This window comes from Mesorhizobium sp. L103C131B0, assembly GCF_000502275.1.
GTDB lineage: Bacteria > Pseudomonadota > Alphaproteobacteria > Rhizobiales > Rhizobiaceae > Mesorhizobium.
In genome coordinates, this window is the sequence record NZ_AYXC01000035.1 from 1 (window position 1) to 24,756 (window position 24,756).

The 24,756-nt window shown below is 61.9% G+C and carries 20 protein-coding genes, 1 tRNA gene and 2 pseudogenes; 21 read left to right on the forward strand and 2 right to left on the reverse strand.

What is annotated here, in order from left to right:
- From X730_RS1000000167915 to X730_RS136395, 17 genes and pseudogenes are all read left to right on the forward strand, one after another.
- Nucleotides 1–72: pseudogene (locus X730_RS1000000167915) on the forward strand (elongation factor Tu); the annotation flags it as partial.
- Between the two features lie 148 nt (nt 73–220).
- Nucleotides 221–1,855 (forward strand): hypothetical protein, encoded by a 1,635-nt coding sequence (locus tag X730_RS136455; RefSeq protein WP_023827706.1) that lies wholly within the window; start codon nt 221–223, stop codon nt 1,853–1,855.
- 328 nt (nt 1,856–2,183) lie between these two features.
- The gene (locus X730_RS136450) at nt 2,184–3,878 is read left to right on the forward strand and encodes a hypothetical protein (protein ID WP_348524409.1); all 1,695 of its coding nucleotides are present in this window, start codon (nt 2,184–2,186) and stop codon (nt 3,876–3,878) included.
- 91 nt (nt 3,879–3,969) lie between these two features.
- Nucleotides 3,970–4,452, forward strand: coding sequence for a group II truncated hemoglobin (locus X730_RS136445; protein ID WP_023667442.1), 483 nt, complete (start codon nt 3,970–3,972; stop codon nt 4,450–4,452).
- 160 nt (nt 4,453–4,612) lie between these two features.
- Nucleotides 4,613–4,688: transfer RNA gene (locus tag X730_RS136440), tRNA-Trp, on the forward strand.
- Nucleotides 4,689–5,117: 429 nt separating this feature from the next.
- Nucleotides 5,118–5,555 (forward strand): Hsp20 family protein, encoded by a 438-nt coding sequence (locus X730_RS1000000169150; RefSeq protein WP_081731691.1) that lies wholly within the window; start codon nt 5,118–5,120, stop codon nt 5,553–5,555.
- Nucleotides 5,464–5,694 (forward strand): annotated as a pseudogene (locus tag X730_RS1000000169155) (Hsp20 family protein); the annotation flags it as partial. The gene X730_RS1000000169150 and the pseudogene X730_RS1000000169155, both read left to right, overlap by 92 nt.
- A 73-nt stretch (nt 5,695–5,767) precedes the next feature.
- Nucleotides 5,768–6,235 carry a hypothetical protein gene (locus tag X730_RS1000000167920; protein WP_023731757.1) on the forward strand — a complete coding sequence of 156 codons (468 nt, stop codon included), beginning with the start codon at nt 5,768–5,770 and terminating at the stop codon, nt 6,233–6,235.
- A gap of 489 nt (nt 6,236–6,724) precedes the next feature.
- Complete coding sequence (gene secE, locus X730_RS136435; RefSeq protein ID WP_023667439.1) at nt 6,725–6,928, forward strand: preprotein translocase subunit SecE; 204 nt, start codon at nt 6,725–6,727, stop codon at nt 6,926–6,928.
- Nucleotides 6,929–6,955: 27 nt separating this feature from the next.
- On the forward strand, nt 6,956–7,483 hold the full coding sequence (gene nusG / locus X730_RS136430; RefSeq protein WP_006333333.1) for a transcription termination/antitermination protein NusG: 528 nt from the start codon (nt 6,956–6,958) through the stop codon (nt 7,481–7,483).
- 172 nt (nt 7,484–7,655) lie between these two features.
- Nucleotides 7,656–8,084 carry a 50S ribosomal protein L11 gene (gene rplK, locus X730_RS136425; RefSeq protein WP_006333334.1) on the forward strand — a complete coding sequence of 143 codons (429 nt, stop codon included), beginning with the start codon at nt 7,656–7,658 and terminating at the stop codon, nt 8,082–8,084.
- A gap of 4 nt (nt 8,085–8,088) precedes the next feature.
- Nucleotides 8,089–8,787 carry a 50S ribosomal protein L1 gene (gene rplA, locus X730_RS136420; RefSeq protein ID WP_023667438.1) on the forward strand — a complete coding sequence of 233 codons (699 nt, stop codon included), beginning with the start codon at nt 8,089–8,091 and terminating at the stop codon, nt 8,785–8,787.
- A 374-nt stretch (nt 8,788–9,161) separates the two neighbouring features.
- A complete protein-coding gene (rplJ, locus tag X730_RS136415) occupies nt 9,162–9,680 on the forward strand; it encodes a 50S ribosomal protein L10 (protein ID WP_023667437.1) in 519 nt (172 codons plus the stop codon).
- 54 nt (nt 9,681–9,734) lie between these two features.
- On the forward strand, nt 9,735–10,112 hold the full coding sequence (gene rplL / locus X730_RS136410; protein ID WP_023667436.1) for a 50S ribosomal protein L7/L12: 378 nt from the start codon (nt 9,735–9,737) through the stop codon (nt 10,110–10,112).
- Between the two features lie 248 nt (nt 10,113–10,360).
- Nucleotides 10,361–14,497, forward strand: coding sequence for a DNA-directed RNA polymerase subunit beta (gene rpoB / locus X730_RS136405; RefSeq protein WP_023686024.1), 4,137 nt, complete (start codon nt 10,361–10,363; stop codon nt 14,495–14,497).
- A gap of 147 nt (nt 14,498–14,644) precedes the next feature.
- On the forward strand, nt 14,645–18,841 hold the full coding sequence (gene rpoC, locus X730_RS136400) for a DNA-directed RNA polymerase subunit beta' (RefSeq protein ID WP_023667434.1): 4,197 nt from the start codon (nt 14,645–14,647) through the stop codon (nt 18,839–18,841).
- Between the two features lie 79 nt (nt 18,842–18,920).
- Nucleotides 18,921–19,586, forward strand: a complete 666-nt coding sequence (locus tag X730_RS136395) for an O-methyltransferase (RefSeq protein WP_023818204.1) — start codon at nt 18,921–18,923, stop codon at nt 19,584–19,586.
- Nucleotides 19,587–19,632: 46 nt separating this feature from the next.
- Here X730_RS136395 and X730_RS136390 read toward each other — a convergent pair whose 3' ends face one another.
- Both X730_RS136390 and X730_RS136385 read right to left on the reverse strand, forming a co-directional pair.
- Nucleotides 19,633–20,568, reverse strand: a complete 936-nt coding sequence (locus tag X730_RS136390; RefSeq protein WP_023827709.1) for a Gfo/Idh/MocA family oxidoreductase — start codon at nt 20,566–20,568, stop codon at nt 19,633–19,635.
- Between the two features lie 106 nt (nt 20,569–20,674).
- Nucleotides 20,675–20,956 carry a hypothetical protein gene (locus X730_RS136385; RefSeq protein ID WP_023686022.1) on the reverse strand — a complete coding sequence of 94 codons (282 nt, stop codon included), beginning with the start codon at nt 20,954–20,956 and terminating at the stop codon, nt 20,675–20,677.
- Between the two features lie 495 nt (nt 20,957–21,451).
- Between X730_RS136385 and rpsL the strand changes: the two genes are divergently transcribed.
- From rpsL to X730_RS01040, 4 genes are all read left to right on the forward strand, one after another.
- Nucleotides 21,452–21,823, forward strand: coding sequence for a 30S ribosomal protein S12 (gene rpsL / locus X730_RS136380; RefSeq protein WP_006333356.1), 372 nt, complete (start codon nt 21,452–21,454; stop codon nt 21,821–21,823).
- A gap of 76 nt (nt 21,824–21,899) precedes the next feature.
- Nucleotides 21,900–22,370, forward strand: coding sequence for a 30S ribosomal protein S7 (gene rpsG / locus X730_RS136375; RefSeq protein ID WP_008875664.1), 471 nt, complete (start codon nt 21,900–21,902; stop codon nt 22,368–22,370).
- A gap of 30 nt (nt 22,371–22,400) precedes the next feature.
- Nucleotides 22,401–24,491 (forward strand): elongation factor G, encoded by a 2,091-nt coding sequence (gene fusA / locus X730_RS136370; RefSeq protein ID WP_023707177.1) that lies wholly within the window; start codon nt 22,401–22,403, stop codon nt 24,489–24,491.
- A gap of 65 nt (nt 24,492–24,556) precedes the next feature.
- The coding region (locus tag X730_RS01040) for a GTP-binding protein (protein ID WP_023827710.1) at nt 24,557–24,756 on the forward strand (200 nt) is incomplete at its 3' end.

Sequence of the window (24,756 nt, forward strand, 5' to 3'; positions counted from 1 at the left end):
AAGCTGCGCTTCGCCATCCGTGAAGGCGGCCGCACCGTCGGTGCCGGCATCGTCGTCACCATCAAAGAGTAATCGAGCCCGGCATCGCCGGATCGAAACGGATAGGGGCGGCCCTCGGGCCGCCCTTTTTCGTTGGCCAGATGTGCCTGTTTTGGGGTCCCAATCTCTGTTGCAAGTCTGTGAGCCTCTACAGTATAGATTGCATTGAGGGCTTGGTCGGATGGTTCCACAGCACCGTTTGCATAGTCGGTCATGGTGGGCACTGGGGCTGATCTGCCTGGTGTCGATGTTTGCCATGGGCACTGCCGCCTTGGCGGCCGAGACAAAAAATTCAGAGCCGGATCCGGATCCGCCGATGCGGTTCGTCGTCGTGCGCAGCGACGCGGCGGGCTGTGAGCCGAGCTGTCCGGAATGGATATCGGCCGAGGGTGCGATATCGGCCAAGTCGCCGGCGCTGCTCAAGGCTGCCCTGAAAACGCTCGGCGGCCGCAAATTGCCGATCGTCATCAACTCTCCGGGCGGCGATGTCGATGCGGCCATCGCCATGGGCCGGATGATACGCAAGAACAAGCTCGACATCGCGGTCGGCAGGACCTGGTTCGTCGGCTGCGAGCCGGGGATGAAAAACTGCAAGGAGAACGACGCCAGAGGCGCGCACTATATCGGCAGCCCCTATGTGCTCGGCAGCTATTGCGCGTCCGCTTGTCCAATGATGCTGGCCGGCGGCACCAGGCGCCTGGTCGGGCCGCTGGCCTATCTCGGCGTCCACCAGATCACGACCACGATCGTGCAGATGAACGTGCAATATCAGGTCCGCTACCGGATCGTGAAAGGCAAGAAGCGGGTCATCAGCAAGAAGGTCGTCAGCCGCAAGAACACCGGCAGCTACAAGACCTACGAGATGAGCAAGGGGGTGGAGCGCAAGCTGTCCGCCTATTTCAAGGAGATGGGTGTCGACCTCAGCATCATCGAGACGATGAAGAGCACGCCGGCCAGCGACATCCAGCAGATCGACCTCAGCGACATGCTGACAATGAAGCTGGTCACCAGCGACGACGCTGCAGATTTGCTGACCAGCGCAAGCCTGTGCAGGCTGAACCTTCCGGCTCCGAATTGCCGGGAAATACCGGCGAACAAGCCAGCCGGCGGCCTGCCGGACGTGGCAAAGGCTGCGCCGCTGCCGGTGAAGCCGGAGAGCGCGCCGCACGATGACGGCATGCGCTTTGTCGTGGTTCGCGGCAGCAACCCGCTCTGCAATCCCGACTGCCCGGAATGGATTGCAGCGCAAGGCGCGATTACGCCCCAGAAGCCGCAGAAACTCAGCCAATTGCTCGCCACGCTTGGCAACCGGCGGCTGCCGGTGGTGATCAGCTCGCGAGGCGGCGACCTCTCCGGCGCCCTGGCGGCGGGCCGGATCATCCATGAAAAGAAGCTCGACGTTGCCGTTGCCCGCACCGATTTCGTCGGCTGCGACCCGGCAGAGTGGAATTGCCTGGCCAGGGAAGGCGCCTATGCCGGGCTGAGCGTCGATGGCGACGGCGACTGCGATTCGGCCTGCGCGCTCATGCTGGCCGGTGGCGCCAGGCGGCTTGTCGGTACCCAGGCGCGGCTCAGCCTCTATCTGATGGGGCAGAAGCAGGCGGTCAAGTCCTACCTCGACGAGATGGCGATCAGCCCCGCTTTGTTCAGGGCGCTCCAGGGCAGTTCGGTCGAGCGCCAGCTCGAACCCGACATGATGCTGAAGGTTGGCCTGACGACCGGGCGCCAGTCGGTGGATGCGCTGACGGGTTCCAGCATCTGCAGATCGGCGCCGAAACCTGAGAATTGCCGCGTGGTGCCGTCGTCCAATGGCTGATCGCGCCTATCGTCATGGAAGAGAAGCCTTGCTTCGCCTTCCGTGAAGGCGGCCGCACCGTCGTGCCGGCGTCGTCATCACCATCGAGAAATAGTCGAGCCGGCGTCAGCCGGATCGACCAGGAGAGGGCGGTCTTTGGGGCTGCCTTTTTGTTTCCGGCGTTGCGCGGCACAAGTATTGCACGGTTGGTTCAAAGCTATTGCAAGCACCGTCGCCGCAACTATTATGGATTGCATTGAGGGGTTTGCCGGGCGTGGTTTGGGGACACCGTTCAGACAATGCTGCAAGGTGGCGGCGCGGGCTGGTTCGGCTGGCGACGGTGGCCGCGATGGCGATGGCTGCCTTCGCCGCGAAGGCCGAGGATGCCGCCCCCGGGACATGGCAGACATTGCTCCCTCTGCAGGGAGTGCCCTATCCGACGAATGATCCGACGATATGGTCCGAGGATCGCTCGGAGATGAAGTTTGTCGTCGCGCGCAGCAACGCACCGGGCTGCGAGCCCAATTGTCCGGAGTGGATCTCCGCCGAAGGCGACATCGCAGCCGGGACGCCAGCCCTGCTCAAGCGCACCTTGAAGAAGCTTGGCAGCCACAAACTGCCCATCATCGTCAATTCCTTCGGTGGCAATGTCGAAGCCGCGCTCCAGCTTGGCCGGATAATCCGCAAAAACAAGCTCGATATCGCCATCGGCAAGACCGAGTTTCCCGATTGTTGGCCCGGGACAGAGGGTTGTGGCGCCGACTACGGCAAGGGCACGGCTTTTTTCGGCAGAGCGTCTGACGGTGCCAGCTGCAATTCCGCCTGTCCGCTAATGTTTGCCGGAGGCGTCCGGCGCGTCGCCGGCGGCTGGAACTATCTGGGTGTTCATCAGATCACCACCACCTGGTTCCCCTCCACAACGCACTACCGGACCACCTATCGCGTCAAACGGGGCAAAAAATATCGGGTCACCACGCAAACCGTCACTCCCGGTGAAAGCTACAAGACCTATGAGATGAGCAAGGGGTACGCGAGAAAGATCTCGGCCTATCTCCGAGAGATGGGTATCGGGCAGGGCGTGCTGGACTTGATGAAGGCGACGCCGGCCAGCGACATCAGGCAGATCGGCCTCCACGATATGCTGACGATGAAACTGGCCACCAGCACGGACACTCTGGACCTGTTTACCAGAGCAAGTTTGTGCATGTTCGACCCGCCGGCTCCGAACTGCCGGGAAATACCGGGAAACAAGCCAGCCGGCGGACAAACGCCCGTGGCCAAGCCGGCCGTGGTGGCTGCGATCAAGGCAAAGACCGGCCCCCCACTTTCTCAGGCGGCCAAGGCTCCAGCTCCCAAGCCGTTGCAGGCAGCGCCAGGGAATTCGACGCCAGATATGCGCTTCGTTGTCGTTCGCGGCAGAGACTCGCTCTGCAATCCCGATTGCCCGGAATGGATCTCGGCGGAAGGCGCGATGACGCCTCAGACCCCGCAAAAGTTGCGCCAGTTGCTCGACACCCTTGGCAACCGGCGGCTGCCGGTGGTGATCAGCTCACAGGGGGGCAGCCTGTTCAGCGCTCTGGCCGCGGGAAGGCTTATCCATGAACGGAAGCTCGACGTCGCCGTCGCTCGCACCACTATCGTCGGCTGCGACCCGCCCGAGGCAGGCTGCTTGGCCGATAACGGTGCCTATGTCGGGCTGATTAGCGATTTTGGAGTGGAGTGCGATTCGGCCTGCGCGCTCATGCTTGCCGCCGGCGCCAAAAGGCTGGTCGATCCCAAGGCGAGGCTCAGCATGTCCTCGAGGGGACAGACGCAGTTGGTTAAAGCCTACCTGGAGGAGATGGAGATGGACCCAGCTCTGTTCGCCGCGATAGGCTCGGTCGAGCGTCAGCTCGAGCCCGACATGATGCTCAAAGTCGGGCTGACAACCGGGCCGGAGTCGGTGGAGGCGCTAACTGGCCCCGCTATTTGCAAAACCTCACCCAAGCCCGACAACTGTTTGTTTCCGCCGACAGCCAAGGCCGAGTCGCCCGCCAAACTGTAGGCATCGCAGAAACTGGCCATCGAGCCAGGTTGAGCCATGCCCGATTTCTCCGCTATCGTCGTGGCAGGCGTCGCCCGGGGGAGGATCGAGAATGAGCCAGGATATCCCGACACTCTACGAATGGGCCGGCGGCATCGAAGCCCTCAACCGGCTGACGGAAACCTTTTACGACAAGGTGTCGCGCGACCCGGTGGTCGGCCCGGTGTTCAAACACATGTCGCCGGATCATCCCGCGCATGTCGCGGCCTTCATCGGCGAGGTTTTTGGCGGACCCAAGACCTACAGCGAACAGCATGGCGGCCATCGCGAGATGGTCATGCATCACTTGGGCAAGCATCTGACGGAGGAACAGCGCCGCCGCTGGATCAGCTTGCTTGCCGATGCCGCCGATGCGGTCGGGCTGCCGGACGATCCCGAATTCCGTTCCGCCTTCATGGGCTATGTCGAATGGGGGTCACGGCTTGCCAAGATGAATTCCACCCTCGGCGAGACCTGCGACCCGCAGACCGAACCGATGCCGGCCTGGGGCTGGGGCGTACCGGGCGGGCCGTACAAGCCGCCGGCCGGGGATTGAGCGCCGGCATGCGGCTTCAGGCAGGCGAAAAATCGAGATCGGCAGGGACGGGCTGGTCATCACCTATTCGGATTTCCGGCAAAGGATCTGAAAGCGCGTCAGACAACTCTTTACAGCGCGCCCGGAAGCTTTTAGGAAGCGCCTGCGCTGAAACGCGCGTACGGGCATAGCTCAGTTGGTAGAGCGGCGGTCTCCAAAACCGCAGGTCGTAGGTTCGAGCCCTGCTGCCCGTGCCATTTTCCTCGTTGGAATCCGGCATTTTAGAAACGCCTTGTTTTGGCTCCTCGTTTGGTTGGGCTGAAGCCGCGTACTCGACGAGCGACGTTCCGAAGGCATGCGCAGAGCGAGAGCGCTGACGCGCAATGCCGAAGTCGGCGTATTTCCACGAACCAATTTCCTTGATTCAACTGCCATTGGCGAGCCAATTGCCATTTGCGTTCACAATTCAGAATAGGCCTATTTTGCTGCCGCCAGCTGCTTTTCAGCGGCTGCGAATTATTGGAAGCGGGATGCTGGCCTGGCTACTGGAATTTTTTTGAACAGGGCTCTTGAACCGGTTTTCAGCCCTTCCTAATTCGTTTCCCGCCGAGGCCGATTGGCTTGGCAAAAGGCGGCGCTGCTGGGCGGCGCCCTTGTACCCATGTTGCTTCAAGGAGGATGTGGCTATGAGAACCTTTGACTCTCTCTATCGCAGCACCGTCGGTTTTGACCGTCTTTTCGACATGCCCGACAATGGTACGCGGCCCGACTGGCCACCCTATAACATCGAGAAGGTCGACGAGAACGATTACCGTATCTCGATGGCCATCGCGGGCTTCAGCCAGGATGAGGTTGAGCTGACCCAGCATGGACCCGAACTGGTCGTGGCAGGCCAGAAGGCTGATGACCAGAGCGGACGCCAGCTGCTGCACCAGGGCATCGCCTACCGCAGTTTCAGGCAGACGTTCAAGCTTGCCGACCACATGAAGATCAAGAGATCGGAAGAGCGTCGTGTAGGGNGACCAGAGCGGACGCCAGCTGCTGCACCAGGGCATCGCCTACCGCAGTTTCAGGCAGACGTTCAAGCTTGCCGACCACATGAAGATCAAGGCAGCAAACCTTGAGAACGGTCTCCTGACCATCGACATCGTCCGTGAGATTCCCGAAGAGCTGAAGCCGCGCCGCATTAGCATCGGGGCCGGCGACGCCCAGGTGGGCAAGCAGATCGCCCAGGATACGGAACGCACCCGCAAAGCGGCCTGATCGTATCGATTCAGTTATCCCGGCGGTCCGCCTCCCGGCTTCGGCCGGGAGGCCCAGATTGCGGAGAATGGAGATGGACAACTTCTACGAGACACCGACACTTTCTGCGGCACGCTCGGGCAAAATTGAAACTTCTTTGTGCCTGCTCGACAATCCAGACAACGTCATCAACCATCCACGCCTCAGCAGTGGAGAAAAGCGGGCACTGCTTTCCTCGTGGGCGTCCGATGCCTGCGCGGTGGAAAACCAGCCTGCCTTGCGCCGCCTGGACAACGGCACGGTAATCCCTGTCGACCAGATTCTGAGTGCGTTGAAGGCTCTGGATGAGAAACCCACGCTGGGGAAAGAGACTTCAGGCCGGGTGCTGCCTTGGCGACCCTCCTCGCGCCGCAGCGTTCTCAAGGCTTGGCGGCGTCGGGGCCGTTCTTTCGGCCCCGACGATGACGACGACCCGCCCCCGTGCCCGGCAGTGATCGCGCCGCGCCCACGCCCACCATGCGGAATCGGCGCAGTGGCCGGGGTCGAACTCGCCTGTGCCTAACTAACCCTGGGTTGATCCAGCTGCCTCGGCATGGGCAGCTGGATTCCAATCTTGCGTGCGCTTCATTTGGTTTCCAAAACAGCAGGTCGCAGGTTCGTCCGCAACGCCATTTCCTCGAACTTGTAATCGCGTGCCTGATTTCCGGATCCATCTCCTGGAATTGGGGTCCGGCATTGAAAAAGGGCAGGTGGCTTGCCATATTGGGCGAACTGAGGCATAAGGCCTCGATAGCCGGGACGGGACGACTGGATGGTTCCGAGGCGGCGTTTGGTCATAAAGCGGACACTTGCCACTTGCGTGGATCAAGAATCGGTTTTATGTAGACACAACAGACACGCGACGCGTGGAGCTGGGAAGCCGGCTTTACGCGTCCGATTTGCATGGGCGAAATGGCGCTGATTCGGCGTCGACTTGAACCCAGGCGGCACGTCCCGGCCAGCGGGATCATCCAGGAGACCCGGCCAACGGGTCTTGAAGACAGAGCGGCATATGGCTTCGAAAACCACAAATCCTTTCGTCTTTCTCCAGCAGGTCCGCGCGGAAACTGCCAAGGTGACTTGGCCGTCGCGCCGGGAGACGATGATCTCGACGGTGATGGTGCTCGTATTCGCGGTCATCGCGATGATCTTTTTCTTCACCGCCGACGTGGCCATGGGCTACGCGATCGAGCGGTTACTGAGCCTCGGCCATTAAGTCCGGCGATTACGGAGAAGTCTTGAAATGACCGCGCGCTGGTACATCGTCCACGCCTATTCGAACTTCGAAAAGAAGGTCGCCGAGGACATTGAGAACAAGGCCAAGCAGAAGGGCCTGTCCGCCGATATCGAGCAGATCGTGGTGCCGACCGAGAAGGTCGTCGAAATCCGCCGCGGCCGCAAGGTCGATGCCGAGCGCAAGTTCTTTCCGGGCTATGTGCTGCTCAAGGCCAATCTGACCGATGCGGTGTTCTCGCTGGTCAAGAACACGCCGAAGGTCACCGGCTTCCTCGGTGACTCCAAGCCGGTGCCGATCACCGAAGCCGAGGCGCAGCGCATCCTGAACCAGGTTCAGGAAGGCGTCGAGCGGCCGAAGCCCTCGGTCACTTTCGAGATCGGCGAGGCGATCCGCGTTTCGGATGGTCCGTTCGCCTCGTTCAACGGTTTCGTCCAGGAAGTGGACGAGGAGCGGGCGCGGCTCAAGGTGGAAGTTTCGATCTTCGGGCGCGCCGTGCCGGTCGATCTGGAATTCGGACAGGTCGAAAAGGGCTGATCCGAAAACCCTGCGCCGGTTCGCCGGCAAGGGGAGGCGGCGCGGAAAGCGCGCGGCCATGAACGGGTGGGAGGCGAATGCGGCTTTAGCCGGCCGCGCGGACCGCACCACCAGACTGCAACCGCCGGTGTTCCCGATACTGGGGCCGGCATGAGATAAAGGCAGGAAAGAGATGGCTAAGAAAATTGCAGGCCAGCTCAAGCTCCAGGTCAAAGCGGGATCGGCTACGCCGTCTCCGCCGATCGGCCCGGCACTTGGTCAGCGCGGCATCAACATCATGGAATTCTGCAAGGCGTTCAACGCGCAGACCCAGGAAATGGAAAAGGGATCGCCGATCCCGGTCGTCATCACCTATTACCAGGACAAGTCCTTCACCTTCGTCATGAAGACGCCGCCGGTGAGCTACTTCCTGAAAAAGGCGGCGAACTTGACTTCGGGTTCGAAAGAGCCGGGCAAGATCAAGGCCGGCACGATCGGTCGCGACAAGGTGCGCGCCATCGCCGAACAGAAGATGAAGGATCTGAACGCAAACGACGTCGAGGCGGCCATGCGCATGGTCGAGGGCTCCGCCCGCTCGATGGGTCTGGAAGTGGTGGGCTGAGATCATGGCAAAGATTGCAAAGCGTGTATCGAAGTCCCGCGACGGCATCGACCCCAACAAGGCCTATGCCCTTGGTGAGGCGCTGAAGCTGCTCAAGGACCGTTCGACGGTGAAGTTCGACGAGACCATCGAAGTTGCGATGAACCTCGGCGTCGACCCGCGCCATGCCGACCAGATGGTCCGCGGCGTGGTCAACCTGCCGAACGGCACCGGCCGCTCTGTCCGCGTCGCCGTGTTCGCACGTGGCGGCAAGGCCGATGAGGCTCGCGCCGCCGGCGCCGACATCGTCGGTGCCGAGGATCTGGTCGACATCGTCCAGAAGGGCACGATCGACTTCGATCGCTGCATCGCCACGCCGGACATGATGCCGCTGGTCGGCCGTCTGGGCAAGGTGCTCGGCCCGCGCGGCATGATGCCGAACCCGAAGGTCGGCACCGTCACCACCGACGTCGCCGCCGCCGTCAAGGCATCGAAGGGCGGCGCTGTCGAGTTCCGCGTCGAGAAGGCCGGCATCGTTCATGCCGGCGTCGGCAAGGTCTCGTTCGACGTCAAGGCGCTGGAAGAAAACGTCCGCGCCTTCGCCGATGCCGTGACCAAGGCAAAGCCGGCTGGCGCCAAGGGCAACTACGTCAAGAAGGTGTCGGTCACCTCGACGATGGGCCCGGGCCTCAAGCTCGACGTCTCGACGCTCGCAGCGTCTTGATACGAACATCTGGATCGGCTGCCAAGGCGTTGATCCGCAAGTGAATTCCGGGCCTCCGACTTGTCGGCGGCCCGGTACCGGAAGTCGAGAGGCTTCCGGACATCCTGTCCGAGATTGCAGGCGGCCCAGAAGCCTTAATCGAATTGGGCCTGCATGAGACGGGTGAAAACCGGACAACGGAGCGACAAGCTCCAATGAAAGGTTCGAACCGTGTTTGCCTTTTGTCTGCGCATCTCCGGCTTGCCGTCGATGTGGCGAAAGGGGGCAGGATCCTCGAGCGTCGTTCGGGAGATCTGTAATGGATGGCCCGGCCGGCAAAAAGGCAACCCGACGCCTGTCCCACTAGCGGGGCAGGGGTCAACTGGAGATAGGCAGTGGACAGAGCGGAAAAACGCGAACTCGTCACGGGCCTGAATGGTGCTTTTGCAGGCGCTGGTTCAGTCGTCGTGGCCCACTACGCCGGTATCACCGTCGCGCAAATGAACGACCTTCGGTCGAAAATGCGCGCTGCCGGTGGCACCGTCAAAGTCGCGAAGAACCGTCTCGCCAAAATCGCTCTTCAGGGCACGGACTCCGCATCGATCATCGACCTGTTCAAGGGACAGACGCTGATCGCTTATTCGGAGGATCCGATTGCGGCGCCGAAGGTCGCGTCCGATTTCGCCAAGGGAAATGACAAGTTGGTCATTCTCGGCGGCGCAATGGGCACCACCTCGCTCAACGCCGACGGTGTGAAGGCACTCGCCACACTTCCGTCGCTCGATGAGCTGCGCGCCAGGCTGGTTGGCATGATCGCCACGCCGGCAACCCGGATCGCCCAGATCGTCAATGCGCCAGCGGCTTCGGTCGCGCGCGTCATCGGCGCTTACGCCCGGAAGGACGAGGCGGCATGAGGCCGTTCCTCGCTATCACAAACACACGTTCGAACCTGATGAAGGAATACAACAATGGCTGATCTGGCAAAGATCGTAGACGACCTTTCGAAGCTGACCGTCCTCGAGGCGGCCGAGCTGTCGAAGCTTCTGGAAGAAAAGTGGGGCGTTTCGGCTGCTGCTCCGGTGGCGGTTGCCGCTGCCGGCGGCGCTGCCGCTGCTGCTGCTCCGGCTGAGGAAAAGACGGAATTCGACGTCGTCCTCACCGAGGCAGGCGCTCAGAAGATCAACGTCATCAAGGAAGTCCGCGCCATCACCGGCCTGGGCCTCAAGGAAGCCAAGGATCTGGTCGAAGCAGCTCCGAAGCCGGTCAAGGAAGCCGTTTCCAAGGCTGACGCTGAGAAGTTCAAGGCCCAGCTGGAAGCAGCCGGCGCCAAGGTCGACCTGAAGTAAGCGTAAAAGCGGCGGGCGGCCTCGCGCCGTCCGCCACTCCCTTCATCAGAGGGGAGGATGCGTAGCGCGAGATGTACGAGAACCTCTTTCCTGAGGGCCGAAACCGGCCTTCAGGAAACGGGTTTTCTCCCGTTTTAGCCGTCGCCGCCAGGCGGCGGGAAACAGATCAGGGGCCGCCGCCGAGGTGGCCGCGCATGCAAGGTGAGCCGCGGCGAGGCTCGCCCCGAGTTTATAGCTAAGGAGCGACGATGGCCCAGACCCAGACTTTCAATGGCCGCAGACGCGTACGCAAGTTCTTCGGAAAGATTCCGGAAGTTGCGGAGATGCCGAACCTGATCGAGGTTCAAAAAGCATCCTATGACCAGTTCCTGATGGTGGCGGAGCCCAAGGGTGGGCGTCCGGACGAGGGACTGCAGGCCGTTTTCAAGTCGGTTTTCCCGATCTCCGATTTCTCCGGCTCCTCGATGCTGGAGTTCGTGAAGTACGAGTTCGAAGGACCGAAATTCGACGTTGACGAATGCCGTCAACGCGACCTGACCTATGCCGCGCCACTCAAGGTGACGCTGCGCCTCATCGTGTTCGATATCGACGAGGATACCGGCGCAAAGTCGATCAAGGACATCAAGGAGCAGGACGTCTATATGGGCGACATGCCGCTCATGACGCTCAACGGCACCTTCATCGTCAATGGCACGGAGCGCGTCATCGTCTCGCAGATGCACCGTTCGCCGGGCGTCTTCTTCGACCATGACAAGGGCAAGTCGCACTCCTCGGGCAAGCTTTTGTTTGCGGCGCGCGTCATTCCCTATCGCGGTTCGTGGCTCGATATCGAGTTCGATTCCAAGGACGTCGTGCACGCCCGTATCGACCGCCGCCGCAAGATTCCGGTGACGTCGCTCTTGATGGCGCTCGGCATGGACGGCGAAGAAATCCTGTCGACCTTCTACAACAAGATCACCTACAAGCGCGCCGGCGACCACTGGCGCATCCCGTTCAACGTCGAGCGTTTCCGCGGACTGAAGGCCGTTGGCGACCTCGTCGATGCCGACACCGGCGAAGTTGTCGTCGAGGCCGGCAAGAAGATCACCGCCCGCCAGGCAAGAGCGCTTGGCGAAAAGGGTCTGAAGGCGATCAAGGCGACCGACGAGGATCTGCTCGGCAATTACCTGGCCGAGGACATCGTCAACTACGGCACCGGGGAGATTTTCCTCGAAGCCGGCGACGAGATTGACGAAAAGACGCTGAAGGTGCTGCTCGGCACGGGCGAAAGCGAGATCAAGGTTCTCGACATCGACCACGTCAATGTCGGCGCCTACATCCGCAATACGCTCAACGTCGACAAGAACGAGAGCCGCCAGGACGCACTGTTCGACATCTACCGTGTCATGCGCCCGGGCGAGCCGCCGACGCTTGAAACCGCCGAAGCCATGTTCAACTCGCTGTTCTTCGACTCGGAGCGCTACGACCTGTCGGCCGTCGGCCGCGTCAAGATGAACATGCGCCTCGAGCTCAAGGCTGAGGATACCGTGCGCGTGCTGCGCAAGGACGACATCCTGGCCGTGGTCAAGACGCTGGTCGAGCTGCGCGACGGCAAGGGCGAGATCGACGACATCGACAATCTCGGCAACCGCCGCGTGCGTTCTGTCGGCGAGCTGATGGAGAACCAGTACCGCGTCGGCCTGCTGCGCATGGAGCGCGCGATCAAGGAACGTATGTCCTCGATCGAGATCGATACGGTGATGCCGCAGGACCTGATCAACGCCAAGCCGGCGGCTGCCGCCGTGCGCGAGTTCTTCGGTTCCTCGCAGCTGTCGCAGTTCATGGACCAGACCAACCCGCTGTCGGAGATCACCCACAAGCGCCGGCTGTCGGCACTTGGACCGGGCGGTCTTACCCGCGAGCGAGCCGGCTTCGAGGTGCGCGACGTGCACCCGACGCATTACGGCCGCATCTGCCCGATCGAGACGCCGGAAGGCCCGAATATCGGTCTGATCAACTCGCTGGCGACCTTCGCGCGCGTCAACAAGTACGGCTTCATCGAAAGCCCGTACCGCAAGATCGTCAACGGCAAGCTGACCAATGAGGTCGTCTATCTCTCCGCTATGGAAGAGTCCAAGCACCACGTCGCGCAGGCCAATGCCGAGCTCGACAAGAATGGTGGTTTCGTCGACGAATTCGTCATTTGCCGCAGCGCCGGCGAAGTGATGATGGCGCCGCGCGAAAACGTCGATCTCATGGACGTGTCGCCCAAGCAGATGGTGTCCGTGGCCGCGGCGCTGATCCCGTTCCTCGAGAACGACGACGCCAACCGCGCGCTGATGGGCTCCAACATGCAGCGTCAGGCCGTGCCGCTGGTGCGCGCCGAAGCGCCGTTCGTAGGCACCGGCATGGAGCCGATCGTTGCCCGTGACTCGGGCGCCGCCATCGGCGCCCGCCGCGGCGGCATCGTCGACCAGGTGGACGCGACGCGTATCGTCATCCGCGCCACGGAAGATCTCGATCCCGGCAAGTCGGGCGTCGACATCTACCGGCTGATGAAGTTCCAGCGTTCGAACCAGAACACCTGCATCAACCAGCGTCCGCTGGTGCGCATGGGCGACCGCGTCAACAAGGGCGACATCATCGCCGACGGTCCGTCGACCGAGCTCGGCGATCTGGCGCTCGGCCGCAACGTGCTGGTCGCGTTCATGCCGTGGAACGGCTACAACTACGAGGACTCGATCCTGCTCTCCGAGCGCATCGTGGCCGACGACGTCTTCACCTCGATCCACATCGAGGAATTCGAGGTCATGGCCCGCGACACCAAGCTCGGACCGGAGGAAATCACGCGCGACATTCCGAACGTTTCGGAAGAAGCGCTGAAGAACCTCGACGAAGCCGGCATCGTCTATATCGGCGCGGAAGTGCAGCCGGGCGACATCCTGGTCGGCAAGATCACGCCGAAGGGCGAAAGCCCGATGACGCCGGAAGAAAAGCTCCTGCGCGCCATCTTCGGTGAAAAGGCGTCCGACGTTCGCGACACCTCGATGCGCATGCCTCCGGGCACCTTCGGCACAGTCGTCGAAGTGCGCGTGTTCAACCGCCACGGCGTCGAGAAGGACGAGCGCGCCATGGCGATCGAACGCGAGGAGATCGAACGCCTCGCCAAGGACCGCGACGACGAGCAGGCGATCCTCGACCGCAACGTCTATTCGCGCCTTTCCGACGTTCTCGTCGGCAAGGAAGCGATTGCCGGGCCGAAGGGCTTCAAGAAGGGCTCGAAGTTGTCGAAGGACACGCTTGACGAGTATCCGCGTTCGCAGTGGTGGCAGTTTGCGGTGGAGAACGAAAAGCTCCAGAGCGAACTGGAAGCCCTGCGTGGCCAGTACGACGATTCCAAGAAGGCGCTCGAGCAGCGCTTCATGGACAAGGTCGAGAAGGTCCAGCGCGGCGACGAAATGCCTCCGGGCGTCATGAAGATGGTCAAGGTCTTCGTGGCCGTGAAGCGCAAGATGCAGCCGGGCGACAAGATGGCGGGACGTCACGGCAACAAGGGTGTCGTGTCGCGCATCGTTCCGGTCGAGGACATGCCTTTCCTCGAGGACGGCACGCATGCCGATATCGTGCTCAACCCGCTGGGTGTGCCGAGCCGCATGAATGTCGGCCAGATCCTGGAAACGCATCTGGGCTGGGCATGCGCGGGCATGGGCAAGAAGATCGGCGAGCTGATCGACGCGTACAAGACGGCTGGAGACATCAAGCCGTTGCGCAAGACGCTCGAGAGCTTCATCCCAGCCAACGACCGCAACGAGCCGGTCCGCGAATATGACGACGAGAGCATCGTTCGCCTCAGCGAGCAGATGCGCCGCGGCGTCTCTATCGCGACACCGGTGTTCGACGGCGCGCATGAAGTCGACATCAACATCATGCTGGAGCAGGCGGGCCTGCACACCAGCGGTCAGTCGCAGCTCTATGACGGACGCACCGGCGAGCCGTTCGATCGCAAGGTGACGATGGGCTATATCTATATGCTCAAGCTTCACCACCTGGTGGACGACAAGATCCACGCGCGTTCGATCGGTCCGTACTCGCTCGTTACCCAGCAGCCGCTGGGCGGCAAGGCGCAGTTCGGTGGCCAGCGCTTCGGCGAAATGGAGGTCTGGGCGCTGGAAGCCTATGGCGCCGCCTACACGCTGCAGGAAATGCTGACGGTGAAGTCGGACGATGTCGCCGGCCGCACCAAGGTCTACGAGGCGATCGTGCGCGGCGACGACACGTTCGAGGCCGGCATTCCCGAGAGCTTCAACGTGCTCGTCAAGGAAATGCGGTCTCTCGGCCTCAATGTCGAGCTGGAGAATACCAAGCTCGACGACAACCCTGTCCGGCTGCCAGATGCTGCCGAATAGGGGCGCGGCCGAGTAAGCAAGACATCCGGTCGCGGAACGCCGCGACCGGATGCAACAAATTCTACGGCCAGTGGGCCGACCACTCAGCGGGCATTTGGCCCGCGTTAGATGCAAGGGGTTTTCGAGGACCCCGAAAAGGAGAACGGCATGAACCAAGAGGTCATGAATCTCTTCAATCCGCAGGCGCCGGCGCAGGTGTTCGATTCCATCCGGATATCGCTCGCCAGCCCTGAGAAGATTCTGTCCTGGTCGTTCGGCGAGATCAAGAAGCCGGAGACCATCAACTACCGCACCTTCAAGCCGGAGCGTGACGGTCTGTTCTGCGCGCGCATTTTTGGCCCGATCAAGGACTATGAATGCCTGTGCGGCAAGTACAAGCGCATGAAGTACAAGGGCGTCATCTGCGAAAAGTGCGGCGTCGAAGTCACGCTGTCGCGCGTTCGCCGCGAACGCATGGGCCACATCGAGCTGGCGGCACCTGTCGCTCACATCTGGTTCCTGAAGTCGCTGCCGTCGCGCATCGGCACACTGCTCGACATGACGCTGAAGGACATCGAGCGCGTCCTCTACTTCGAGAACTACATCGTCACCGAGCCTGGCCTCACCGCGCTGAAGGAGCACCAGCTGCTCAGCGAGGAAGAGTACATGATCGCCGTCGACGAATATGGCGAGGATTCGTTCACCGCCATGATCGGTGCCGAGGCCATTCATGACCTTCTGGCCGGCATGGACCTGGAGAAGATCGCCGGCGACCTGCGTTCGGAACTGGCTTCGACCACGTCCGAGCTGAAGCAGAAGAAGTATCTGAAGCGGCTCAAGGTCGTCGAGAACTTCATGGAGTCCGGCAACCGTCCGGAATGGATGATCATGAAGGTGGTTCCGGTGATCCCGCCGGACCTGCGCCCGCTGGTTCCTCTGGATGGTGGACGTTTCGCGACGTCCGACCTGAACGATCTCTATCGCCGCGTCATCAACCGCAACAACCGTCTGAAGCGGCTGATCGAGCTGCGCGCCCCCGGCATCATCGTGCGCAATGAAAAGCGCATGCTGCAGGAAGCCGTCGATGCGCTGTTCGACAACGGCCGTCGCGGCCGCGTCATCACCGGCGCCAACAAGCGTCCGCTGAAGTCGCTGTCCGACATGTTGAAGGGCAAGCAGGGCCGGTTCCGCCAGAACCTGCTCGGCAAGCGCGTCGACTATTCGGGCCGTTCGGTCATCGTCACCGGTCCGGAGCTCAAGCTGCACCAGTGCGGCCTGCCGAAGAAGATGGCGCTCGAACTGTTCAAGCCGTTCATCTACGCCCGCCTCGACGCCAAGGGGTTCTCCTCGACCGTCAAGCAGGCCAAGAAGCTGGTCGAGAAGGAGCGTCCGGAAGTCTGGGATATCCTCGACGAGGTCATCCGCGAGCATCCGGTGCTGTTGAACCGTGCGCCGACGCTGCACCGCCTTGGCATCCAGGCGTTCGAGCCGATCCTGATCGAAGGCAAGGCGATCCAGCTGCATCCGCTGGTCTGCACGGCCTTCAACGCCGACTTCGACGGCGACCAGATGGCCGTTCACGTGCCGCTCTCGTTGGAAGCGCAGCTTGAAGCCCGCGTGCTGATGATGTCGACCAACAACATCCTGCACCCGGCTTCCGGCGCGCCGATCATCGTGCCTTCGCAGGACATGGTCCTGGGTCTCTACTATCTCTCGATCGTCAATCAGAACGAGCCGGGCGAAGGCATGGTGTTTGCCGACATGGGCGAACTCCAGCACGCGCTCGAGACCAAGGCGGTGACGCTGCACTCCAAGATCAAGGGTCGTTTCCGCACGGTCGACGCCGAAGGCAAGGTCGTGTCGAAAATCTACGACACCACGCCTGGCCGCATGATCATCGGCGAGCTGCTGCCGAAGAACGTCAATGTGCCTTACGAGACGGCCAACCAGGAGATGACCAAGAAGAACATCTCCAAGATGATCGACACCGTCTACCGCCACTGCGGTCAGAAGGAGACGGTCATTTTCTGCGACCGCATCATGGCCCTCGGCTTCAGCCACGCCTGCCGCGCCGGCATTTCGTTCGGCAAGGACGACATGCTGATCCCGGACGCCAAGATCAAGCTGGTTTCCGACACCGAGGCTTTGGCCAAGGAATACGAGCAGCAGTACAATGACGGCCTGATCACGCAGGGCGAGAAGTACAACAAGGTCGTCGACGCCTGGGCGAAGTGCTCGGAAAAGGTCGCCGACGAGATGATGGCCCGCATCAAGGCCGTCGAGTTCGAGGACAGTGGCCGTCAAAAGCCGATGAACTCGATCTACATGATGTCGCATTCGGGTGCGCGTGGTTCGCCCACCCAGATGCGTCAGCTCGCCGGCATGCGCGGCCTGATGGCAAAGCCCTCGGGTGAAATCATCGAGACGCCGATCATCTCGAACTTCAAGGAAGGCCTGACCGTGCTCGAGTACTTCAACTCGACCCACGGCGCCCGCAAGGGTCTGGCCGACACCGCCTTGAAGACGGCGAACTCGGGCTACCTCACCCGTCGTCTGGTCGACGTGGCGCAGGACTGCATCGTCAACTCCGTGGATTGCGGCACCGACAAGGGCCTCACCATGCAGCCGATCGTCGATGCCGGTCAGGTCGTCGCTTCGGTCGGCCAGCGCGTGCTGGGCCGCACCTCGCTCGACGACATCACGCATCCGGTTTCGGGTGAGGTTCTGGTCAAGGCCGGAACGCTGATGGACGAACGTGACGTGGAAAAGATCGAAAAGGCCGGCGTGCAGTCGGTCCGCATTCGCTCGGCACTGACCTGCGAGGTCAGGATCGGCGTCTGTGCGGTCTGCTACGGACGCGATCTTGCCCGCGGCACCCCGGTCAACCAGGGCGAAGCCGTCGGCGTCATCGCGGCGCAGTCGATCGGCGAGCCGGGGACCCAGCTCACCATGCGTACCTTCCACATGGGCGGTACGGCGCAGGTGGTGGACAGCTCGTTCCTTGAAGCCTCGTATGAGGGCAAGGTCGAGATCCGCAACCGCAACGTGGTGCGCAACTCGGACGGCCAGCAGATGGTCATGGGCCGCAACATGGCGGTGCTGATCCTCGACGAAGCCGGCAAGGAGCGTGCCTCGCATCGCCTTACCTATGGTTCGCGCATCTTCGTGGACGATGGCGACAAGGTGAAGCGCGGCCAGCGTATCGCCGAATGGGATCCCTATACCCGCCCCGTCCTCACCGAAATCGAGGGCAAGGTGTCGTACGAGGATCTGGTCGACGGCATTTCCGTTCAGGAAACGGCCGACGAATCGACCGGCATCACCAAGCGCGAGGTCATCGACTGGCGCTCGACGCCACGCGGCAACGACCTCAAGCCGGCGATCGCGATCCTTGACCCCAAGGGCAAGGTCGGCAAGCTGTCGAAGGGCGGCGACGCCCGCTTCCTGCTCTCGGTCGAGGCCATTCTTTCGGTCGAGCCGGGTTCGCAGGTTCGTCCCGGCGACGTTTTGGCGCGTATCCCGATGGAAAGCGCCAAGACCAAGGATATCACCGGTGGTCTGCCGCGTGTTGCCGAACTGTTCGAGGCACGTCGTCCGAAGGATCACGCCATCATCGCAGAGATCGATGGCACGATCCGCTTCGGCCGCGACTACAAGAACAAGCGCCGCATCATCATCGAGCCGCATGACTCGACGCTTGAGCCGGTCGAATACCTGATCCCGAAGGGCAAGCCGTTCCATCTCCAGGACGGCGACGTCATCGAGAAGGGCGACTACATCCTCGACGGCAATCCGGCGCCGCACGACATCCTGGCGATCAAGGGTGTGGAAGCACTTGCTTCCTACCTCGTGAACGAAATCCAGGAAGTCTACCGTCTGCAGGGCGTGTCGATCAACGACAAGCATATCGAGGTGATCGTTCGCCAGATGCTGCAGAAGGTCGAGATCACGGTGCAGGGCGACTCGACCTACATTCCGGGCGACCACGTCGACGTGATCGAACTGGAAGAGGTCAACGAGCGCCTGGTCGAGGACGGCAAGAAGCCGGCCGAAGGCCAGCCGGTGCTGCTGGGCATAACCAAGGCCTCGCTGCAGACGCCGTCCTTCATCTCGGCCGCCTCCTTCCAGGAGACGACCAGGGTGCTGACCGAAGCTGCGGTTGCCGGCAAGACCGACATGCTGCAGGGCCTGAAGGAAAACGTCATCGTCGGCCGGCTGATCCCGGCCGGTACCGGCGGCACGATGAGCCAGATCCGGCGCATCGCCACCTCGCGCGACGAACTGATCATCGACGAGCGCCGCAAGGCCTCCGGTGTCGAGGTCGCCGAGCCGATGCTGACCGACATGGTCAACGCCGCGCAGTAAGCGCGGTAGGACGAGAAGAAGGAAGGGGGCCCCAGTGGCCCCTTTTCGCGTTTTGACCCCTAATCGAATCGAGGAAAACATGAGCAAGAAGGTTTGGACTGACGTCGACGACTACATCGTTTCCTCTCTCTTCGAGGCGGATCCCGTCCTTGACGCGGTGCTTGCGGCCAACCGCGACCAGGGCCTGCCGGCCATCGACGTATCGCCGGCGCAGGGCAAGCTGCTGTCGCTGCTGGTCCGCATCAGCGGCGCCAGGAAGGTGCTGGAGATCGGCACGCTCGGCGGCTACTCGACCATCTGGATGGCAAGGGGATTGCCCGTCGGCGGCAAGATCGTGACGCTCGAACTCGAGCCGCATCATGCAAAAGTCGCGCACTCGAATCTCGAGCGGGCAGGGGTGTCGGACAAGGTCGAGCTCAGGATCGGCCCCGCGCTTCAGTCGCTTGAGACGCTGGCTGCCGAAAATGCCGGTCCGTTCGATCTGATCTTCATCGACGCCGACAAGCCGAACAATCCGAATTATCTGTCATGGGCCATGCGCCTGTCGCGGCCGGGGACGGTCATCATCTGCGACAACGTCATCCGCGACGGCACCGTGCTCAACGACGATGGCCGTGACGCCTATGTCGAAGGCGCACGCGGTGCGTTTTCATTCATCGGCGGCGACAAGCGCCTGGACGGCACCGCCATCCAGACCGTCGGCGCCAAAGGCTATGACGGCTTTGCGATTGCGATCGTCGAGTAAGGCTGCATGGTGAGTGTCCGGACTGCGGTCCGGCAGAACTCATCGTTCAATCGAAGAACGCTCCCACCACATTGCGCTTGCCGAGCATGAAGGCGTCGGCCACGTGCTGCAGGGGTGCCAAATCGACATCGGAGACGCCGGCGCGTACGATTTCAGCGAAGCGCCGGTAAAGCTGGGGATATTCGGCCTCCGGCTCGTCGTGAACCACCTTGCCGTCGATGGCGAGCTTGGTGCCGCCGCCGGACAGCACCATCTTGCCCTTGTCGGTGTCGGCCAGGATGTCCCAGCTCTGTGGTCCCGTCTGCAGCCAGTCGAGCTCCATGGTCACCGGCAACCCATCCGAGGTACGGAAGGTCACGTGGGCCGCCACAGGCGAGGCGCGGTTTTCCGGGAAGTCGAGGACGGCCGAGGTGATGAACATCGCCGGCAGGATGTGGGTTGCGATCGACAGTCCGTTTATGCCGGGATCGAAGACGCCGAAACCGCCCGGCGCCCAGATCCAATCCTGGTTCGGATGCCAGCGGCGGACATCTTCCTTCCAGACGATAGCAGCCGAGTTGAACTTGGCCGACGCCAGGAAGGCGCGCGCGGCCTCCACTGCCGGCGCGTAGCGCGAATGCCAGCTGGCGAACAGTGAAACGCCATTGGCTGCCGCCAGCCGCTTCAGGTCCTCGACCTCGCTGACGGTGGCGCCCGGCGGCTTCTCCAGGAAAACGTGCTTCTTCGCCATCAGCGCCGTGCGTGCCGCGTCGTAGCGGAACTGCGGCGGCATGCACAGCGAGACGGCCTCGAGGTCGGGCACCGCGTCGATCATCGCCTCGATGGTCGGTAAATTCGGGATGCCGTCCACCTTGCCGTGCCGGCTGGCGGCGGCGATTAGGCGGTAGTCCGCATCCTTGGCCACTGCCGGCAGATGCTGGTCGCGCACGATCTTGCCGACGCCGACGATGCCGAGCTTGATGGGACCATTGTTCGAGGGCATGGGAACTCCGCGGATTCGAATTTGGCTGGTTAAGTCGCTCGGTTCTTAGCAGAGAACCGGTGCCGGGCAAGCCGGCGCGGTGACAGGCGCAAGCAGCCGGCCACGCTCAGAGCGGAACCTCGAACGTAACGATCGACACTTCGCCTTCGAGCGCACCCTGAAAGGCTGACAGATGCGGCTCCTCGTCGGGTTCGCCGTCCATATCGCCGATCTGGTCGAGCTCGACCTCGGCATAGCCTTCGGCCGCAAGCGATTCGAGCACCCGGCGCACGGCCGAATCGTCGTCGGGCGCGACCAGCATCACATGGACGCCTTCCGGCTTGCCGCCCTTCTTTTTCCAGACCCGGCCGGTGACGATGGTGACCGGGCGTTCCTCATTGTCGTTCACGGGCTGATTCCTCTTGAGACGGGGGCGGGCGAGGGGTTTTGGGCTGTCCATGGCGCCTTTTGCCATGAAGAACCCGCGCATGACAGCCAAAAGCCGGTCACTTTCTTGTCTGCCCCGGTCACTTTCTTCCTCTGCCTTGTAAAACGAAGAAAGAAAATTACATGCGTTTTTCGCATGGCTGCCAAGCCGTCGTCAGCGCGCAATATTTGGCGTGCCGGGGTTGACGGTTCACGGTCTTGCGAGTAGAAGCCGCCCAGTCAGAACCGATGTGAGGCTCTCCCTTCCGAAGCGACACGCTTTGGAGTTTGCCTCAAACAGGGTTCGTTTTACGAGCGAAAAGACATTTCCGGCGCGCATGAAGCGGTTCCCGCTTCCTCTGCATTTTGTTCGGGCAGGACCGCGAGGCGCGGTTTATGGCCCGAATTTGCGTATGGAATTGGCGCTTTGAGCGGCCCTGACCGGGCGAGACACGGAATTGAGAGACAAGAGGGTTTAATGCCTACCGTCAACCAGCTGATCCGCAAGCCGCGCATTGCGCCGGTGAAGCGCAACAAGGTCCCGGCCATGCAGCAGAACCCGCAGAAGCGGGGCGTCTGCACGCGCGTCTATACAACGACGCCGAAGAAGCCGAACTCGGCACTGCGCAAGGTGGCCAAGATCCGCCTGACCAACGGCTTTGAAGTGATCGGCTACATCCCCGGCGAAGGCCACAACCTTCAGGAACACTCCGTGGTCATGATCCGCGGCGGCCGCGTCAAGGATCTTCCGGGCGTGCGCTACCACATCATCCGCGGCGTGCTCGACACGCAGGGCGTGAAGAACCGCAAGCAGCGCCGTTCGAAGTACGGCGCCAAGCGTCCGAAGTAAGGGGCGTCCGAAGTAAGATTTTCCGGCCCTGGCGCTGCTTGAATGCGTCGGGCTACGAGATTGAGAGACAAAAGCCATGTCGCGTCGTCACAGTGCAGAAAAGCGTGAGATCAATCCGGACCCGAAGTTCGGCGATCTGATCGTCACCAAGTTCATGAACGCCGTTATGTATGACGGCAAGAAGTCGGTTGCCGAGACCATCGTCTACGGTGCGCTCGACCAGGTTCAGTCGAAGACCAAGCAGGAGCCGGTCACCGTCTTCCATCAGGCTCTCGACAATGTCGCGCCGCATGTGGAAGTCCGGTCGCGCCGCGTCGGCGGCGCTACCTACCAGGTTCCGGTCGATGTGCGCCCCGAGCGCCGCCAGGCCCTGGCGATCCGCTGGCTGATCGCCGCGGCCCGCAACCGCAACGAGACCACCATGGTCGACCGCCTCTCCGGCGAGCTGATGGACGCAGCCAACAACCGCGGCACCGCCGTGAAGAAGCGTGAAGACACCCACAAGATGGCTGAAGCCAACCGCGCTTTCGCACACTACCGCTGGTAAAGCGCGAACGAGACTGAGAAGGCATCCAAGATGGCCCGCGAATACAAAATCGAAGACTACCGCAATTTCGGTATCATGGCGCATATTGACGCCGGCAAGACGACGACCACCGAGCGCGTCCTCTATTACACGGGCAAGTCGCACAAGATCGGCGAAGTCCACGACGGCGCTGCCACCATGGATTGGATGGAGCAGGAGCAGGAGCGCGGCATCACCATCACGTCCGCCGCCACCACGACCTTCTGGAAGGGTCGCAGCGGCAAGATGTACCGCTTCAACATCATCGACACTCCCGGACACGTCGACTTCACCATCGAAGTCGAGCGTTCGCTGCGCGTGCTCGACGGCGCCATTGCGCTGCTCGATGCCAATGCCGGTGTTGAGCCGCAGACGGAAACCGTCTGGCGCCAGGCCGACAAGTATAAAGTTCCGCGGATGATCTTCTGCAACAAGATGGACAAGATCGGCGCCGACTTCTACCGCTCGGTCGAGATGATCGGCTCGCGTCTTGGTGCGCATGCCGTCGTCATGCAGCTGCCGATCGGCGCTGAGACTGAATTCAAGGGCGTTGTCGATCTCGTCGAGATGAACGCGCTGGTCTGGCGCGACGAGACGCTGGGCGCAGCCTGGGACGTCGTCGAGATCCCGACCGATCTCCAGGCCCGTGCCGAAGAATACCGCGAGAAGATGATCGAAGCCGCTGTCGAAATGGACGAGACGGCACTCGAGAATTACCTCGAAGGCAAGATGCCGTCGAATGACGAGATCCGCGCGCTGATCCGCAAGGGCACCATCGCCGTCAAGTTCTACCCGATGTTCTGTGGCTCGGCCTTCAAGAACAAGGGCGTGCAGCCGCTGCTCGACGCCGTCGTCGAATACCTGCCGTCGCCGGCCGATGTTCCCGCCATCAAGGGCGTCGACGCCAAGACCGACGCCGAGATCGAGCGTCATGCCGACGACAACGAGCCGCTGTCGATGCTGGCCTTCAAGATCATGAACGACCCGTTCGTCGGTTCGCTGACCTTTGCCCGCATCTATTCGGGCAAGCTGACCAAGGGCATCTCGGTCGATAACACCGTCAAGGGCAAGAAAGAGCGCATCGGCCGCATGCTGCAGATGCATGCGAATTCGCGCGCCGACGTCGAAGAAGCCTTTGCCGGCGACATCGTTGCTCTGGCTGGCCTCAAGGACACGACCACCGGCGACACGCTCAGCGATCCGCTGCACCCGGTCATCCTCGAGCGCATGGAATTCCCCGATCCGGTCATCCAGATCGCCATCGAGCCGAAGACCAAGAACGACCAGGAAAAGATGGGCCTCGCCCTTCACCGCCTGGCTGCCGAGGATCCGTCCTTCCGTGTCAAGACGGACGAGGAAAGCGGCCAGACCATCATTTCGGGCATGGGCGAACTTCACCTCGACATCATCGTCGACCGCATGCGTCGCGAGTTCAAGGTCGAGGCCAATGTCGGCGCGCCGCAGGTGGCTTACCGCGAGACCATCACCCGCAGGCACGAGCAGGACTACACCCACAAGAAGCAGACCGGCGGTACCGGTCAGTTCGCCCGCGTCAAGATCGTGTTCGAACCGAACCCGGAAAGCTCGGAGTTCGAGTTCGAGACCAAGATCGTCGGCGGTGCGGTTCCCAAGGAATACATCCCGGGTGTCGAAAAGGGCATCAACAGCGTCATGTCGTCGGGTCCGTTCGCGGGCTTCCCGATGATCGGCGTCAAGGCGACGCTTATCGACGGCGCTTACCACGATGTGGACTCCAGCGTTCTGGCCTTCGAAATCGCCGGCCGCGCCTGCTTCCGTGAAGCCGCACCCAAGCTTGGCGTGCAGCTGCTCGAGCCGATCATGAAGGTCGAAGTCGTGACCCCGGAAGACTATGTCGGCAGCGTCATCGGCGACCTGAACGGCCGTCGCGGCCAGATCCAGGGCCAGGAAGCGCGTGGCGTGGCTGTCGTCATCAACGCGATGGTGCCGCTGGCCAACATGTTCAAGTACGTCGACAACCTGCGCTCGATGAGCCAGGGCCGCGCGGCCTACACGATGCAGTTCGATCACTATGAGCCTGTGCCGACCGCGGTCGCCCAGGAAGTCCAGAAGAAATACGCGTAACCTGAACGGGTTGCATCGGTAACTTAATTCAAGGCCCGTACGGGCGAGCAGATTGGAGACATCACATGGCAAAAGGTAAATTCGAGCGTAACAAGCCTCATGTGAACATTGGCACGATTGGCCACGTCGATCATGGCAAGACGTCGCTGACGGCAGCGATCACGAAGTATTTTGGCGAGTACAAGCGCTATGACCAGATCGATGCGGCGCCCGAAGAGAAGGCCCGCGGCATCACGATTTCGACGGCGCACGTCGAATACGAGAC

What these genes read in the sequence shown, in the direction of transcription:
- fusA (WP_023707177.1), top strand. Translation starts at nt 22,401, where the DNA reads ATGGCCCGCGAATACAAAATCGAAGACTACCGCAATTTCGGTATCATG.
- X730_RS1000000167920 (WP_023731757.1), top strand. Translation starts at nt 5,768, where the DNA reads ATGGACAACTTCTACGAGACACCGACACTTTCTGCGGCACGCTCGGGC.
- X730_RS136450 (WP_348524409.1), top strand. Translation starts at nt 2,184, where the DNA reads ATGGCGATGGCTGCCTTCGCCGCGAAGGCCGAGGATGCCGCCCCCGGG.
- X730_RS136445 (WP_023667442.1), top strand. Translation starts at nt 3,970, where the DNA reads ATGAGCCAGGATATCCCGACACTCTACGAATGGGCCGGCGGCATCGAA.
- X730_RS136455 (WP_023827706.1), top strand. Translation starts at nt 221, where the DNA reads ATGGTTCCACAGCACCGTTTGCATAGTCGGTCATGGTGGGCACTGGGG.
- rpoC (WP_023667434.1), top strand. Translation starts at nt 14,645, where the DNA reads ATGAACCAAGAGGTCATGAATCTCTTCAATCCGCAGGCGCCGGCGCAG.
- nusG (WP_006333333.1), top strand. Translation starts at nt 6,956, where the DNA reads ATGACCGCGCGCTGGTACATCGTCCACGCCTATTCGAACTTCGAAAAG.
- X730_RS136395 (WP_023818204.1), top strand. Translation starts at nt 18,921, where the DNA reads ATGAGCAAGAAGGTTTGGACTGACGTCGACGACTACATCGTTTCCTCT.
- X730_RS136390 (WP_023827709.1), bottom strand. Translation starts at nt 20,568, where the DNA reads ATGCCCTCGAACAATGGTCCCATCAAGCTCGGCATCGTCGGCGTCGGC.
- secE (WP_023667439.1), top strand. Translation starts at nt 6,725, where the DNA reads ATGGCTTCGAAAACCACAAATCCTTTCGTCTTTCTCCAGCAGGTCCGC.
- rplK (WP_006333334.1), top strand. Translation starts at nt 7,656, where the DNA reads ATGGCTAAGAAAATTGCAGGCCAGCTCAAGCTCCAGGTCAAAGCGGGA.
- rplA (WP_023667438.1), top strand. Translation starts at nt 8,089, where the DNA reads ATGGCAAAGATTGCAAAGCGTGTATCGAAGTCCCGCGACGGCATCGAC.
- rpsL (WP_006333356.1), top strand. Translation starts at nt 21,452, where the DNA reads ATGCCTACCGTCAACCAGCTGATCCGCAAGCCGCGCATTGCGCCGGTG.
- rplL (WP_023667436.1), top strand. Translation starts at nt 9,735, where the DNA reads ATGGCTGATCTGGCAAAGATCGTAGACGACCTTTCGAAGCTGACCGTC.
- rpsG (WP_008875664.1), top strand. Translation starts at nt 21,900, where the DNA reads ATGTCGCGTCGTCACAGTGCAGAAAAGCGTGAGATCAATCCGGACCCG.
- rpoB (WP_023686024.1), top strand. Translation starts at nt 10,361, where the DNA reads ATGGCCCAGACCCAGACTTTCAATGGCCGCAGACGCGTACGCAAGTTC.